Source organism: Kandleria vitulina DSM 20405 (genome assembly GCF_000702065.1).
GTDB classification, from domain to species: domain Bacteria; phylum Bacillota_I; class Bacilli_A; order Erysipelotrichales; family Coprobacillaceae; genus Kandleria; species Kandleria vitulina.
The window spans coordinates 85,825-100,709 of sequence record NZ_KL370857.1; the positions used below are offsets into that span (position 1 = coordinate 85,825).

Below are 14,885 nucleotides of genomic sequence, written 5' to 3' on the forward strand. Positions count from 1 at the left end.
TATAGTAATAGAGAAGGAGATAATATGAATAAAGAATTAATTCATAAGACAGCACTAGCATTAAAAATTACGGATATACAGGTAGAAACTGTTCTTTCATTATTAGAATCAGGCGCTACTGTACCTTTTATTGCTCGTTATCGTAAAGAGAAAACAAATGGTTTAGATGAAGATCAGATTAGAGAAATCTCTCATTCCTATGAATACAGTGTCAATCTTCTAAAAAGAAAAGAAGATGTCATCAGACTTATTGAAGAAAAAGGACTTATGACTGACCAGATTAAAAAAGATATCATGGCAGCAACAAAGCTTTCAGAAGTAGAAGATCAGTATCGTCCTTTTAAAGAAAAGAAGAAAACAAAAGCGACAATCGCCAAAGCTAAAGGATTAGAACCATTAGCTAAAGCGATTATCGCTTTGCCAAGAACGGGTTCACTTGAACAAATGGCAAAAAAATATATCAATGATCAAGTAGAAAGTATCGAAGATGCCCTTCAGGGAGCAAGCGATATCATCGCTGAAAATATTGCGGATACTGCTAAATATCGCCAGTTTACTAAAAGTATGATGATGAAGACTGCCCGTATTGTTACAAAGAAGAAAAAGAATGCGGAAGATGAAAAACAGGTTTATGCCATGTATTATGACTACAATGAAATGGTCAAATATATAGCTAATCATCGTATCTTGGCCATCAATAGAGCAGAAAAACAGAAAGTCATCTCTGTTTCATTTGATATTGATGAAGACAGATTTACCTCTTACATTGTAAAAGGTATCATCTGGAATCATAAGACTATTGCGGAAGATTTTATTAAATCAGCTGTAAAGGATGCCTTTAAACGATTAATTTGTCCAAGTGTAGAAAGAGAAATCAGAAGTGAATTAACAGAAAAAGCAGAGGATGCGTCTTTATCATTGTTCTCAGCTAATCTTGAAAATCTCTTATTGCAGTCACCGATGAAAGACAAGAATGTTCTTGGTCTTGATCCAGGATTCCGTACAGGGTGTAAATTAGCTGTTTTAGATAAGACGGGAAAAGTTCTTCATATTGATAAAGTCTATATCTCAATGCCAAAGAAGAACCCAAGAGATGAAAAGCTTTTATTGAAGCTTATTGAACAGTATCATATTGACTTGATTGCGATTGGTAATGGTACAGCTTCACGTGAAAGTGAAGCCTATATTGCCAAGCTTATTCAAAAACATCATTTGAATGTATCATACGCAATCGTATCTGAAGCAGGGGCTTCAGTCTATTCTGCCAGCAAGATCGCTCAGGAAGAATTCCCTGATTATCAGGTGGAGGAACGTTCAGCAGTCTCTATCGGCAGACGTCTGCAGGACCCACTTGCGGAATTGGTGAAGATTGAACCAAAAGCCATTTCTGTTGGACAGTATCAGCATGATATGAATCAGAAGAAATTAGGGGAATCTCTTGATTTCGTTGTAGAGAAGGTTGTTAACCAGGTTGGTGTCAATATCAATACCGCTTCACCTTCGTTATTGCAGTATGTATCAGGTCTTTCTAAGACAACAGCACATAATATTGTTAAATATCGTGAAGAGAATGGTGCATTTACTGATCGTAAAGAGATTAAGAATGTTTCTAAGCTTGGACCAAAGAGCTATGAACAGTCAGTAGGGTTCTTAAGAATTCTTAATGGGAATAATATTTTAGATGAAACATCTATTCATCCTGATAACTACAAGGATGCCTTGAAGCTATTGGATTATCTTCATCTTGATAAAACAAATGTTGGTACTATCAAGATGAAAAAAGCTTTAGCTGATTTCAATAAAGAAAAAGCTATGAATGATTTAGGGTTTAGTCATTATTTAATGGATGATCTTTTAGATGCATTCCTAGCACCACATCGTACTCCTAGAGATGATTATGACGCACCAATTCTTAAGTCGGATATCTTAGAAATAAAAGATTTAAAAGTTGGCATGAAATTACAGGGAACAGTAAGAAATGTCGTTGACTTTGGGGCATTCGTAGATATTGGTCTTCATGAAGATGGATTAGTACATATCTCAAAGATGGCTGATCATAAGATCTCTCATCCATTAGAAGTTGTATCTGTTGGAGATATTGTCGATGTATATGTGTATGAAATTGATGAAAAAAGACAACGTGTAGCGTTGTCTATGGGAAAATTCTAAAAACATTTCTTAAATTATGTAGTTGACGTTTACTACATTATTCTATATAGTAAAAGAGCATAGCGAAAAGAAGTCTTACGGGAAAAGACGAAAGTCTACCGAAGGAGTAACACTCTCAGGTATTCACTGGAATGAAAACCGTAGATGGATCGCAACTCTGGAGAAGTCCGATACTCGGGTGCCGAAGGGGCAATATACGCAAGTATAGAATCTCTCAGGCAAAAGGACAGAGAACATGCTAATCTTTTAAGATATAGAAAAAAACTTAACAGGTTAACATTGTTTTTACGTACAACCGGGTCAGTAGACCCGGTTTTTCTTTTAGAGTGACCATAAAAGAAAAGGGGTAAAAAATATGTGGAGTGCAATTAATCTGCTTTTGCAGAGAATCGATGAATTTGTGTGGGGTGTACCATTAATGGTACTGATCTTATGTGGGGGATTGCTTTTAACAGTAAAATTAAATTTCTTGCAGTTCTTCAAGTTGCCATTGGCATTGAAGTGGATGTTTCATAATGAAGCAGAAGGCGAAGGGGAAGTCTCAAGCTTTGCGGCATTATGTACAGCACTTTCTGCGACAATTGGGACAGGAAATATTGTAGGTGTTGCGACAGCCGTTGGGGCTGGGGGACCAGGTGCAGTATTCTGGATTATTGCGGCAGCGTTCTTTGGAATGGCTACTAAGTATGCAGAAGGGCTATTGGCAGTAAAGTATCGTAGTGTGGATCCTGAAACAGGACATGCTTTAGGTGGACCTTTCTATTATATTGAAAAAGGTATGGGAACATCATGGAAATGGCTTGCTAAAATGTTTGCGTTTTTTGGAGTTTGTGTTGGATTATTTGGAATTGGAACATTCTCTCAGGTCAATGGGATTTCAAGTGCAGTAAAGAATTTCTTTGATCCAAACAGTGCTCATCTTGTCACTATTCCAGGTGTAGGATCTTACTCAATTTCAGTAGTAATTGCATCCATTGTATTATCATTATGTGTGGGATTAGTACTCATTGGGGGACTAAAAAGAATCTCACAGGTTTCACAGATTGTTGTGCCATTTATGGCAGTTATTTATATATTATCAGTAGTAGTACTTATCATCTGCAACATTTCTAAAGTACCAGAAGCAGTTGCGACAATTATTGCGGGAGCGTTTAATCCTCGTGCTGTAACTGGTGGTGCAATCGGCAGCATGATCATTGTTATGCAGAAAGGTATTGCGAGAGGAATCTTTTCTAATGAAGCAGGTCTAGGAAGTGCACCTATTGCGGCAGCCGCTGCTCAGACTAAAGAACCAGTTTGTCAGGGACTTGTTTCTATGACAGGTACATTTATTGATACAATTGTTATTTGTACAATGACTGGTATTTCTATCGTCTTGACAGGAGCATGGCAAGTCAAAGGTCTTGAAGGTGTTGAAGTTACATCATATGCCTTTGCTAAAGGATTGCCATTCTCAGCACAGGTATCTGCGTTTATATTAATGATCTGTCTTGTATTCTTTGCGTTCACTACTATTCTAGGATGGGATTATTATAGTGAAAGATGTTTAGAATATTTAACAGGAGGAAATAAGAAGCCATTGAAGGTTTTCCGTTATCTCTATATCCTTGCTGTTTTTGTTGGTCCATATTTAACTGTAAGTGCAGTATGGACAATCGCGGATATTTTTAATGGCTTGATGGCTATTCCTAATATGATCGCAATCTTTGCATTAAATGGTGTTGTTGTGAAAGAAACAAAAGATTTCTTTGCAGCTAAAAAGGATATTGAAATTAGAAGAAGAAAATATACTATCTATGATTTAATTTATAGAAAACAGAAGCGTATCTTTTGATTCTATCGGATAAATCCTGTACGATGAAGACAGGAGGATATCATCATGAAAAAGATTACTATGTTTTATCTCACTGACTGCGGTTATTGTGCAAAAGCACATATGGCCTTAGAAGAACTGATGGCAGACAATACGCTTTATCAATCATTAGAAATTACTAAGATTGAAGAAAATGAACAGCCTTCTATTGCGGATCAATATGATTATTGGGCAGTTCCTTCTTTCTTTGTAGATGGTGAAAAAATCTTTGAAGCGCATATTGGAATGACATATGACGATATCAAAGAGAATGTAAAAAAAGTATTGGATTATGCAATCAATTAAGAGCACTATGTGCTCTTTTCTTTTTGTCTTTAATATGGTAATCTTAGAGAAAAAGAGGAGAGTTTATGCAAAGAATTAGTGAATACGGTCATGATATTATCAGTACTCATAATTATCAAAGACAAAAGCATTTCCTTCAGCATGGACGTGTAAGTGTCTATGAACATGAACTAAATGTGACAAATATGTGCCTAAAAATTGCGGATTATCTTCCTGTTCGTGTTAATGAACGCGCACTTGTCAGAGGAGCTCTTTTGCATGATTATTTTCTATATGATTGGCATGAGCCAGGACATGGTCTACATGGTTTTAAGCATCCTCATATTGCGTTAGAAAATGCTTCGGAAGATTATTATCTTACTGATATTGAGAAAGATATGATTAGAAAACATATGTTTCCATTAACTCTTAAATTGCCACGCTACAAAGAGAGCTATATTCTTGTAGTAGCGGATAAGATTGTAGCGATTTCTGAGACACTTCATCGTAAGTAGCTATCTTCTTTATCTAAAATATGATATTCTAGAGTTATTGAAGAGGAATTAATGCGATGATTTATGTAACAGGAGACATACACGGAGATATTGATATTTCTAAATTAAAAGATGAGAGTTTCATGAAGAAGGTCAAAGAGGGAGACTATTTAATCATCTGTGGGGACTTCGGATTAATTTGGGATTATGAAGGAGAAAATGAAGAAGAAGCCTACTGGCTTGATTTTTTAGATACCCAGCCCTATACAACATTATTTGTAGATGGGAATCATGAAAACTTTGAAAGATTGATGAATGATTATCCTGAAGCCTTATGGCATGGGGGTAAGGTGCATCGTATAAGAGATACCATCTATCATCTTATGCGAGGACAGATTTTTTCCATTGATGACAAGCTCTTTTTTACAATGGGAGGAGCAACCTCGGTTGATAAGTTTATTCGTCTAGAAGGAAAATCGTGGTGGAAAGAAGAGCTTCCTAGTGAAGCAGAATATAAAGAAGCATTAATTAATCTTATCTTAGCTGACAATAAAGTGGACTATGTGATTACGCATTGTCTACCAACATCAATACAGGAAAAAATTCCTAATCTTAAAGAAAGAGATCATCTGACAGATTTCTTTGAACATATATGTCATATTCTTAAATTTAGAAAATGGTTCTGTGGACATTATCACAGAGACCAGCTTATAGATCTCAAATATCAGATTCTCTATCAGGAAATATTGACTCTTGATGATGAAATCATTGTAGAAGACATAGAATAGCGCCATCTTATGATGGCGTTTTCAAGTATAAAAAAAGAGAGAATAAATTCTCTCATTAAGCGCCAATTCTACGTCCCATGATAAAACGTGATCTACGACGTGCTGAAATCTCTACGATTTTTACTGATTCACCAGTTTGAGGGGCATGGATCATTTTTCCATTACCGACATAAATACCAGTGTGATGAGGGAATAACATGATATCCCCAGGTTTTAATTCAGAATAAGAAACATAAGTACCGACATTCTTTAATGTCTGAGTTGTCTGTACACCAATGTTATATCCTGACTGGTAATATACCCAGCTGACAAAACTTGAACAGTCAAATGTACTCTGATCTTTATTCATAACAGCACTCATTGAATGACCAGAACCATATACATAACGGCATCCGATCTTACTTTTTGCGACTTCTACAATAGCTTGGCTAGCAGCATTTGCCTTAATACGCTTAAAGCTATAAGGTGCGACAAACATTGTCAACACTACTAATATTAATGATAATTTCTTTAAGTGTTTCATATGGTCTAGTCCTTCTCCAAAAAAATTTACAAGAAGAGTATCTCATAAAAACTAGTAGAATGTCAACAACAGAATTAAGAAAATCTTAAGAAATTGTTAAGATAAATTTTATATGATAAATTCAATATAAATTTATTATGTATATAGAAATAAAAACGCAAGGAACACTATCGTGTTCCCTGAGTTATATGACTTATAAAATGAGGGTTATATTTACTATAAAGCCACTCGTTGACCTTATTAGAATAATTTCTTATGCGCGGTGCTTCATCACCAGGAAGATAATCATGGAGAATGTAATAATACATGCAGAAGAATATTGAAGAAATAGCTACATCATCCTGATCAAGACCGTAAACATGATAAGTATATTTGTATTCACCATCTACCTCATAATCAAATTCAAGCTGAGCAATCTGCTTTTCTTCATCATAAAGATTCAATGCGGTATCTCTTTTACCAAAATGTGTAGAGTATAGAGAATAAACATGATTATCTGTATGTAGCTTATAGAAAGTAGCCTGTTCTTCAACCTGTTCAGTCTGATAAAGGGTAGCTGTCTCTTTATCATCAGCTAAGATTGTATAGGGAAAAAGAACAACTTCATCATTTTTCTCCATTACAGTTTCAGACATGTGATAGGTTTTATCTTTAAAATGAATGGTAAATGTACCTTTTTTTAAATCTCCACCTTTAAAAGAGATAGAACCAAGGGGTTCACAATTCTTATCCTTGATTTCAAATTCAGCATCATACTTTCCAGACTTTGTCTGGATAATATCAAATATCATAAATATATCGTTCCCTTCTTTTTAGGTCTATCTATATTATATCCTAAAATATGTCATGTAGATGAACTTTTTAGTAGAACATGGTAAGATAGAAGAGGAGGTATTATTATGTCAAATAAAGAAATACTAGAATATTTCAATCTAATTGATGAAGATGATACAGAAGAAGATATCGAAGAATTCGAAGGATTGGAAATTGAAAATGAAGAAGGAGATCGTGTACTATTAACGATCGATGATTTAAAGAAAGCAATGGATGAAGGAAAAAAGTTTGAAGATTTACTACTTGTAAAAGAGTAGGAGGCTAAAATGAAAAAAAGTGCGTATCAGGAACTGATTAATGGGTTTGATCAATTCTTTAAAAAAAGACAGACAGGCTATGATGCTTTATATTTTGTATGGACATGTGTTGCAGATTGTCTTATTATGGGAAATCAAGGAAAGGATATTGAAATCTTTCCTGTCTTTGAAGCATGCATGAGTCATGTCGAAAATGGAAATGCTTATGCCCATAGTCTCTTCTCTCCAGTAGAAAATAGGGAGAACAGCTATCAGACATTTAAAGAGTATACAAGATTTAGCGAACATCTTAATGATTTAGGCATAATCTGGAAAGAGCTTCTCAAAGATCAGAATACTGAATCACTGATGGAGCTTATACATCTTTTAAAAAGATTACGCAGTTTTCTTGATGATATGCATAATGCACTCATCAATTCGCTAAAAGAAAACAATGCTAGTTTCCGTTTATTCACACAATATGTAAAGGATAATGAAATACAATACAAGCAATATCATAAGACACTTTCACATACCATTCATAACCTTTACATATGTGTTGAATACATTGATTTAAAGACAAAATAAAAAGAAGAGGGATGCATTCCTCTTCTTTTTATTTATGTAATAATTTACCAATCTTAGTCTGTAAAGCAAATAGTTTCTTATTTGCTTCTACATATTCATCATACATCTTATTAAGCTTTGCTTCTGTGTCCTTATGTTCGTTAGTAAATATACCTTCTTCAGAAGCTTTTGCCTGATCTTCAATCTCTTTTTTCACCTGTTCAAGATAAGCGATATGACCTTTAGCCTGTGCAGCTTTTGCTGCAATCTTATCCTGCATGTTTTCAATATCTATAGTAATATCGCTGATTTCTTCTTCTTTAGGAAGATAGTGAATATCATTGAAAAATCTATTATATGATTCCTGAGACTTTCTTACAATTGTTTTATAATCCATAATTCTGTACCGTCCTTTCTTTTGACACCTACACAATAATTGATTGTGACAAATTGTTCAAGAAAATGGAATCAAGTGTTAACAGAATTAATAAAAAACAATGAATAAATGAAGAACTATTGTTAATTGTGTTAACAGGAACTAGTAAGTACCCTTGTTTACTTCTGCAATAAGGTGATCTACGCCTTCTTTGAAAGCATTGTATTCACCTTCAAGTTTCTTAAGATATTCTAATCCTTCAGGTTCAATGTGATAGTAGATTCGAGTTTGGCGTTTCCCTACTAAAACCTTTTTCCCTGTAATCTGACCACTTTCAAGTAGCTTATAGAGAATAGGATACATTGTACCTTCCGCAATGTTGATTCTTCCATTCGATGCTTCCGTCAACAGCTGTACGATTTCATAACCGTATCTGTCTTTGTTTTGAAGGATCTTTAGAAGAACCATTTCAAGCTTAAAAAACTTACTGACACGTTTTGCCATATTTCTTCCTCCAATTCTTTTTTATATTTTATTTGTATAAATATATTATAGTAAAATCTTTGTCATTATAATAGTGAAAAGAATAATATTTAAAATTTTATTTAAAGACTAGCTTTTTAATATAGTAATACATTGTTTATCAAGTAGATAGAAGTACGTTTATTTATGGTATTTTTAATGAAGATGTATTAGAATACGTCAAGGTGAGATTTATGAAGAAAAAACTTTTAACGGGAATTTTATCATTGATGATCATGATAGGTGGACTTCTTTTTCATGATGTAAAAGAAATGCAGATGGTTTTCTACAATGAAGGAGGAAGCTATTTTCATCAAAGTGAATACTGTGAGCATCTTTTTTCTCACAAGAAAGAAAGCATGCGTATTCTATGTGAACTATTAGGATATAAAGAGTGTCCTTATTGTTTTCATCAGGAAAGCTATACATTAGAGGGGGTTCCTTCTTTTAATGGGAAGGCCTATGTCACTATTCATGATAATAAACCTTTCTTTAGTAAAGAAGATTATAGTAAAGGGAACTTTGAAGAATATTCTTCTTTAGATCATCTAGGAAGAGTTCAGAAAGCATTTATTAATGCATCTATGTCTACTTTACCTAAAGAGAAAAGAAAGAGTATTGGGATGGTAAAGCCAACAGGATGGCATCAAAGAAGATATGAGGAAATCAGGGATTCTGATAACCCTGCTGGTTATCTTTATAATCGCTGTCACCTGATTGCTTATGAGATTGGTGCTGAAAATGCCAATAGGAAGAATCTTATGACAGGAACACGCTATCTTAATATAAAGGGAATGCTGCCATGGGAGAACAAGGTTGCAACTTATATAAAAAGAACTGCACATCATGTCTTGTATAGGGTTACGCCTATTTATAAGGACAATCAGCTACTCGCAAAAGGTGTGCTGCTAGAAGGGAAATCCGTTGAGGATCAGGAAATACAGTTTTGTGTCTATTGCTATAATGTGCAGCCAGGCATTACAATTCATTATGAAGATGGGACAAGTGAAGTAAAATAATATGGGGAAACGTTTTATGATTGGGCTGCTTTTATTTTGTGTATTGATCGCATTTAGTCTTATTCAAGATCCTGCTAAACAGGTGAAGCAGCTAATAAGATTTCATTATTATACAAGTGTTATTGAGGGGAGTGAGAGATATCTATATTTTGGAAAAGATTACTACAAGTCAGGTATTGTTTCACACCAGCAATTTCATGTAAAAGATCAGGGATCTTATATGATCAAAAGAAAATGTCATCAGATTTATCTGATTTTAAGGAAGGGGGGCAAGACGACTTCTTTTCTTGTTAATATGAAACATAATCAATGTCCAGAACATTTTACCTCTTTGCATAGTCATGTACGCTATGTATTGAAATACTAAAATCAATTTTTGTAGGAAGAATGCATTATTATTGATATAATAAAGAGAAAGGAGGGAGTGTATGAAAACAATTGATCAGTATTTATTAATGATAAAAGAGATACTCAATAAATATCCGTTTCAATTAGATTTTAAGAAATCTTTGAAATTTCATCATGATTTCTATGAATTTATGGAAAAGCATATCCCCCTTCTTATGAAGGAGAAACGCTACAGTGATGTCTTTACATTATTGACATACATTTTTCTCGTTCTAAATGATTATGATATTGTAGAAATTAGAATTACATCTACAGAATGCATCTTCCGACTTATTCAATTATATAAAGAAGGCAATGAAACAATTAGACATATGATCTATGAGTGGACAAGTCATATTTCAATGCACACATTAAAAGATGAACTCATGTCTGATTTCTACAATCTAAAAAAGAGCGTAGGCGAAGCCTATCGTTTTGAGCCTAAAAAGCAGGATACCAGCGGTTCGCTTCTATTAAGACGATGGACGGAAGATGAATTTAATCGATGATCACTGCTTTTATTTCAATAAGAGTCTTTTTTGATTATTAATGGATTATTTGATATAATGAATCTAACTTTATGGTAAATAGGTTAAAAATAAGAGGAGGAACTCATTATGGCACCAGAAGATTTTGAAACAAAGATTAGAGCACGTCTTAAAGATATTACTAAAAAAGTACAGGAAGTTAAGCAACAGAATGATATCCTGAAAGCTGCCAATAAGAGATTAGAAGATGATAAGGCGCTTTTAGAGAACTCAAATAAGGATTTAAGAGCTGAAGTACAAAATCTTAGAGGAGAATATGAGTCTCTTAAGAATGAGCCAAAAATAGATGAAGCTTCCTTGGATATATTAAAAAAAGAAAATGCATCAAAAGATGAACAGCTTAAATCATTAGAAAATCAGGTCCAGTCATTAAAGGATCAGTATGATTCTTTATACAAAGAAACTGATAGTCTAAAGGCAAGCTATGATGATGCCAAGTCTACTAATAGTGAGGCTACATCAAAGATTTCTTCCCTTGAAGAAGAAAAAGAAGAAGCCTTAAAGAAGAGTGCTTCATTAGAAGAACAGCTTTCTTCATTAAAGGAAGATTATGATAAACTTACATCTTCACAAAGTCACACAAGTGAAACAGTGTCTGAATTAGAAAGTACTGTTTCTTCATTAAAAGAAGAAAATGAGTCACTTTCATCTGAAAATGTGAAAGCAAGTGAATCTTTATCAGCTTTACAGTCAGAAGTTGCTAGTTTGAAAGAAGAAAAAGAATCTTTATCTGTAAAATATACACAGTCTAGTGAAAGTCTATCTCAATTAGAAAAAGAACTTTCATCATTAAATGAAGAAAAGCAACATACAAATGATGCATTAGCTTCATTAGAACAGGAGTTAGCCTCCTTAAAAGAAGAAAAAGAAAAACTATCTTCGGATAAAGAAAGTGTAGATGAACTGTTAACTTCATTAGAAAATGAAATGTCCACTTTAAAAGTAGATAACGATAAACTTATGACAGATAAGCGTTTAGCTACTGAAGAAATGACAAATCTTGGAGAACAGATTTCTACATTAAAAGAAGAAAACGCAAAATTAAATGAATCTAAGAGTTCTGCCCATGAAGAAATGGAAAGAATGAAAGAGAGTGCTGAAGCAACAGTTGTCAAGAATACTGAATTAATGGAGAATGTTGCTAAGATTACTTCAGAAAACAATGCATTAAAGTTAAAGAACACAATGCTTGATCAGATTGTGAGAGCTAATAAGGAAGAATTGCGTTCATTAAGAGAAGTGCAGGATAAATATAGTGCATTAGAAAATGACTATGAAGAGATTAAAGCTAATGCAGAAAAAGCAAATGAAGAATTAGAAACTGCTCGTAAAGATGTATTAAAGGCAACAGAAGAATTAAAGGCTCTTGAAGAAGAAAAAGAAACATTAAAGAGTCGCAATCTTTCATTGCTTGATGAAAAGAAAGAACAGGAAGAGGCAGTAGAATCATTGACTCTTGCAAAAACAGCTTTAGAAGAAGAAAGACATAAACAGCTTGATACATTGGATGCGTTAAAAGCAGAAGTAGAAGCTTTACAGAATAATAATCTGTCTTTATCTCAGGAAAAAGAAAAACAAGAAGCTGCGCTTTCATTATTAAGAAGTCAGAATGAAGAATTATCTAAAGAAACACAGGATCTTAATGCCTTAAAGCTTAAATTAGAAGCAGAAAATGAAACATTAGAAAACCAGGTTTCTACATTAGAAGAAGAAAAGACTGCTGCTATGAGCAATATTGAGCGTATGGCAGAAGAAAATCAGTCATTGGCTGAAGTGAACCATAAGTTCGATAGCGACAATAGAGAGTTAAAATCTATTAATGAAACATTGGAAGAAGCCAACAAGGCCTTCAACCAGCAGGTTCCAGAATTAAAGAAAGAGAATGCGGATCTTAAGAATAAGAATGCTTCTCTTGTAAGCGTGAATACATCACTTATGTCTAAAAATGAAGAGTTATCTAAGGATAATGAGGCATTTAAAGTACGTCAGCCTAAACTTGACAGTGAAAATGCTAAACTTAAAGAAGAAAACGAAGCATTATCAAAAGAAAATGATTCATTAAAGACAGAAAATGAAGAATTAAAGAATGAAAATGTTAAATTGGAAGAAGGCAACAAAGAAGCTGCCAAGAACAATATGCGCTTTAGAGAAATGAATCAGAAACTTAGAAGTGAAGTATCTCTTCTAGGTGAACAAGTTGATGCCTTCAAGCAGGAAAACCCTGTTCTTAAAGAAGAACTTGAAAACATCAAATCTCGTTATTCACAGATCACTGAAGAAAAACAGGCCATTGATGAAGAAAACAAGAAGATCAGATCTTCATTGGCAAGAGTACAAGGTGCCTTTGACCATGTTACAGATAAGATGGATGACTACATTGGCGCATTGGAATTATTCCAGAATAAATACAATGGTCTTGTAAAAGGCTATAATGAATTAAATATCAAATATCAGGAATTATTAAATGAAGAAGAAGATCGTCTCATTTATAATCCTCAATTTGAAGGAATCATTGATAAGAAGGAATCTGAATAAGATTCCTTCTTTTTAAAGGAGAAAAGTATGCTAAAAAATAAAAACGTATTTTTATTTGATATGGACGGACTGCTTTTAGATACAGAAGCTTTACATGTAAAACTCTGGCATAAGATCTTTGATAAATATCATCTCAATGAACATGAAGACCTTATCACCAAAGTAATTGGAACATCGGGTGATCAGGCAAGAATGATTGCTAAAGAGATGACTGGTGATCCAGATTTTCTTAATCGCCATGAAGAAGAAAAAGCACTTATGCTTAAAGACTATCTAAAAAATCATGACTTAAAACAAAAGAAAGGTGCAGAAAAGCTGCTTTCTTATTTATATGAACATGATTATGATATCATCCTTGTTTCTTCTACTTTTGAAGAAGGAGTAGAAAGAGCCCTTGCGAAAGGACATCTTTCGCATTGGATTGATAAGAAAGTCTGTGGTGATCATGTCAAATACTCTAAACCCAATCCAGATATATATCTGAGGGCTCTTTCTTTATACAATCATCAAGCAGAAGAATGCGTTGTATTAGAAGACTCAAAAAACGGTATCAAAGCAGCCAATGCCGCTGGCATTGATGTCATTGGAGTACCTGATCTTATTGATTTAAGTGAAATGAAAGAAGAGCATCTCATTGCGGTTGTCCCTTCTTTAGAAGATGTGTTAGAAATGGTGAAATAAGATTCTTGCATAATAGATGCTTTTCCTCTATATTTTATACAGGTGAATAATTATGCTTACATATAAAACAGGATTAAAAAAGGGAATTCCTATTGCATTAGGCTATTTCCCAGTCTCATTTTCTTTTGGCGTACTATGCGTCTCACATCAGTTGCCCCTTGGACTTGCAACATTGATTTCTTTTACAAACGTTACATCTTCAGGGCAGTTTGCGGGAGTGAACTTAATGTTAAGTCAATCCACATACTTTGAAATTGCGTTAACATTATTAATGATCAATGCCCGCTATTTCTTAATGTCACTTTCTCTTTCCCAGAAGATTGAAGAAAAGATGACAACATTACAACGTCTTCTCATCTCATTTGTCGTAACCGATGAAACATTCGCCATTGCCAGTCTAGAGTCCCAGCCACTTACTTTTTCCTATATGGCGGGGCTGATGACACTACCATTTTTAGGGTGGGGATTGGGTTCATTATGTGGTGAACTTATTATGGATCTGTTGCCAGCAAGCGTACAAGGAGCTATGGGTATTGCTTTATACGGCATGTTCTTAGCGCTTATTGTACCTCCTTCACGTAAATCAAAAGAGGTTGCAATCGTTGTTGTGTTATCAGTTGCATTGCATTGTCTATTGCACTACGTACCACTTTTTGCATTTATGGGAGATGGATTTAAGTTGATCACATCCATACTTATTTCTGCCGCAGTTGGTGCTAAGCTTTATCCAAAGGAGGAGAATGTATGATCTACTATTTAATTGGAGTATTGATTATGGCGGCTTTTAGCTATATTCCAAGATTTCTGCCACTTACATTTTATCGCAAGAAAATTGAATCACCATATCTTCAATCCTTGCTTTATTATCTGCCTTATGCAGCTCTTGGTGCCTTGACATTCCCAGGTATTTTTCATGCGACTCCTCATCTTTATGAATCACTTGCGGGTGCCACTGTCGCTTTCTATTTTGCATTTCGCAATAAGAGTCTCATATTCGTAGCTGTATCAGGCATGATTGCTTGTTACGTGGCATATTTGATTATGACTTATATACATTAAGGTGAGATAT

Annotated in this window: 18 protein-coding genes and 1 riboswitch; of the genes, 14 read left to right on the forward strand and 4 right to left on the reverse strand. The window is 34.2% G+C overall.

Going from position 1 to position 14,885, the window contains the following annotated elements; translation table 11 throughout:
* Positions 1–24 precede the first annotated feature (24 nt).
* The 5 genes from T513_RS0110110 to T513_RS0110130 all read left to right on the forward strand — a co-directional run bounded on the left by T513_RS0110110 (position 25) and on the right by T513_RS0110130 (position 5,588).
* On the forward strand, positions 25–2,169 hold the full coding sequence (locus T513_RS0110110) for a Tex family protein (RefSeq protein WP_031590006.1): 2,145 nt from the start codon (positions 25–27) through the stop codon (positions 2,167–2,169).
* Positions 2,170–2,316: 147 nt separating this feature from the next.
* A riboswitch (glycine riboswitch) is annotated at positions 2,317–2,409 on the forward strand.
* Between the two features lie 115 nt (positions 2,410–2,524).
* On the forward strand, positions 2,525–4,003 hold the full coding sequence (locus tag T513_RS0110115; RefSeq protein WP_051654441.1) for an alanine/glycine:cation symporter family protein: 1,479 nt from the start codon (positions 2,525–2,527) through the stop codon (positions 4,001–4,003).
* Between the two features lie 45 nt (positions 4,004–4,048).
* The gene (locus tag T513_RS0110120; protein ID WP_029071473.1) at positions 4,049–4,327 is read left to right on the forward strand and encodes a glutaredoxin family protein; all 279 of its coding nucleotides are present in this window, start codon (positions 4,049–4,051) and stop codon (positions 4,325–4,327) included.
* 65 nt (positions 4,328–4,392) lie between these two features.
* Positions 4,393–4,821 carry an HD domain-containing protein gene (locus tag T513_RS0110125; RefSeq protein ID WP_029071474.1) on the forward strand — a complete coding sequence of 143 codons (429 nt, stop codon included), beginning with the start codon at positions 4,393–4,395 and terminating at the stop codon, positions 4,819–4,821.
* A gap of 56 nt (positions 4,822–4,877) precedes the next feature.
* On the forward strand, positions 4,878–5,588 hold the full coding sequence (locus T513_RS0110130) for a metallophosphoesterase family protein (RefSeq protein ID WP_031590008.1): 711 nt from the start codon (positions 4,878–4,880) through the stop codon (positions 5,586–5,588).
* A gap of 55 nt (positions 5,589–5,643) precedes the next feature.
* On the opposite strand, the gene T513_RS11565 is transcribed toward T513_RS0110130, so the two are convergent.
* Both T513_RS11565 and T513_RS0110140 read right to left on the reverse strand, forming a co-directional pair.
* Positions 5,644–6,111 (reverse strand): C40 family peptidase, encoded by a 468-nt coding sequence (locus T513_RS11565; protein ID WP_051550692.1) that lies wholly within the window; start codon positions 6,109–6,111, stop codon positions 5,644–5,646.
* A gap of 167 nt (positions 6,112–6,278) precedes the next feature.
* On the reverse strand, positions 6,279–6,902 hold the full coding sequence (locus T513_RS0110140) for a hypothetical protein (protein ID WP_031590011.1): 624 nt from the start codon (positions 6,900–6,902) through the stop codon (positions 6,279–6,281).
* Between the two features lie 108 nt (positions 6,903–7,010).
* Here T513_RS0110140 and T513_RS0110145 point away from each other — a divergent pair, with 108 nt between their 5' ends.
* Together T513_RS0110145 and T513_RS0110150 are read left to right on the forward strand one after the other, a co-directional pair.
* Complete coding sequence (locus T513_RS0110145) at positions 7,011–7,202, forward strand: hypothetical protein (protein ID WP_029071477.1); 192 nt, start codon at positions 7,011–7,013, stop codon at positions 7,200–7,202.
* A gap of 9 nt (positions 7,203–7,211) precedes the next feature.
* A complete protein-coding gene (locus T513_RS0110150; RefSeq protein WP_029071478.1) occupies positions 7,212–7,769 on the forward strand; it encodes a hypothetical protein in 558 nt (185 codons plus the stop codon).
* A gap of 28 nt (positions 7,770–7,797) precedes the next feature.
* Here T513_RS0110150 and T513_RS0110155 read toward each other — a convergent pair whose 3' ends face one another.
* Positions 7,798–8,145 carry a hypothetical protein gene (locus tag T513_RS0110155; protein ID WP_029071479.1) on the reverse strand — a complete coding sequence of 116 codons (348 nt, stop codon included), beginning with the start codon at positions 8,143–8,145 and terminating at the stop codon, positions 7,798–7,800.
* A gap of 141 nt (positions 8,146–8,286) precedes the next feature.
* A complete protein-coding gene (locus T513_RS0110160; protein WP_029071480.1) occupies positions 8,287–8,628 on the reverse strand; it encodes a PadR family transcriptional regulator in 342 nt (113 codons plus the stop codon).
* A 212-nt stretch (positions 8,629–8,840) separates the two neighbouring features.
* Here T513_RS0110160 and T513_RS0110165 point away from each other — a divergent pair, with 212 nt between their 5' ends.
* The 7 genes from T513_RS0110165 (at position 8,841) to T513_RS0110195 (ending at position 14,875) form a co-directional block, all read left to right on the forward strand.
* Complete coding sequence (locus tag T513_RS0110165) at positions 8,841–9,665, forward strand: DNA/RNA non-specific endonuclease (protein ID WP_051654442.1); 825 nt, start codon at positions 8,841–8,843, stop codon at positions 9,663–9,665.
* Positions 9,666–9,681: 16 nt separating this feature from the next.
* On the forward strand, positions 9,682–10,032 hold the full coding sequence (locus tag T513_RS0110170; protein ID WP_029072697.1) for a hypothetical protein: 351 nt from the start codon (positions 9,682–9,684) through the stop codon (positions 10,030–10,032).
* Positions 10,033–10,093: 61 nt separating this feature from the next.
* Positions 10,094–10,561, forward strand: coding sequence for a hypothetical protein (locus T513_RS0110175; RefSeq protein ID WP_029071482.1), 468 nt, complete (start codon positions 10,094–10,096; stop codon positions 10,559–10,561).
* Positions 10,562–10,669: 108 nt separating this feature from the next.
* Complete coding sequence (locus T513_RS11570) at positions 10,670–13,135, forward strand: coiled-coil domain-containing protein (RefSeq protein WP_035877134.1); 2,466 nt, start codon at positions 10,670–10,672, stop codon at positions 13,133–13,135.
* A 27-nt stretch (positions 13,136–13,162) separates the two neighbouring features.
* Positions 13,163–13,816, forward strand: coding sequence for an HAD family hydrolase (locus T513_RS0110185; RefSeq protein ID WP_031590016.1), 654 nt, complete (start codon positions 13,163–13,165; stop codon positions 13,814–13,816).
* A gap of 52 nt (positions 13,817–13,868) precedes the next feature.
* Positions 13,869–14,564, forward strand: a complete 696-nt coding sequence (locus tag T513_RS0110190) for an AzlC family ABC transporter permease (RefSeq protein ID WP_031590017.1) — start codon at positions 13,869–13,871, stop codon at positions 14,562–14,564.
* A complete protein-coding gene (locus tag T513_RS0110195; protein ID WP_029071485.1) occupies positions 14,561–14,875 on the forward strand; it encodes an AzlD domain-containing protein in 315 nt (104 codons plus the stop codon). The genes T513_RS0110190 and T513_RS0110195 overlap by 4 nt, the downstream gene beginning before the upstream one ends.
* Positions 14,876–14,885 lie beyond the last annotated feature (10 nt).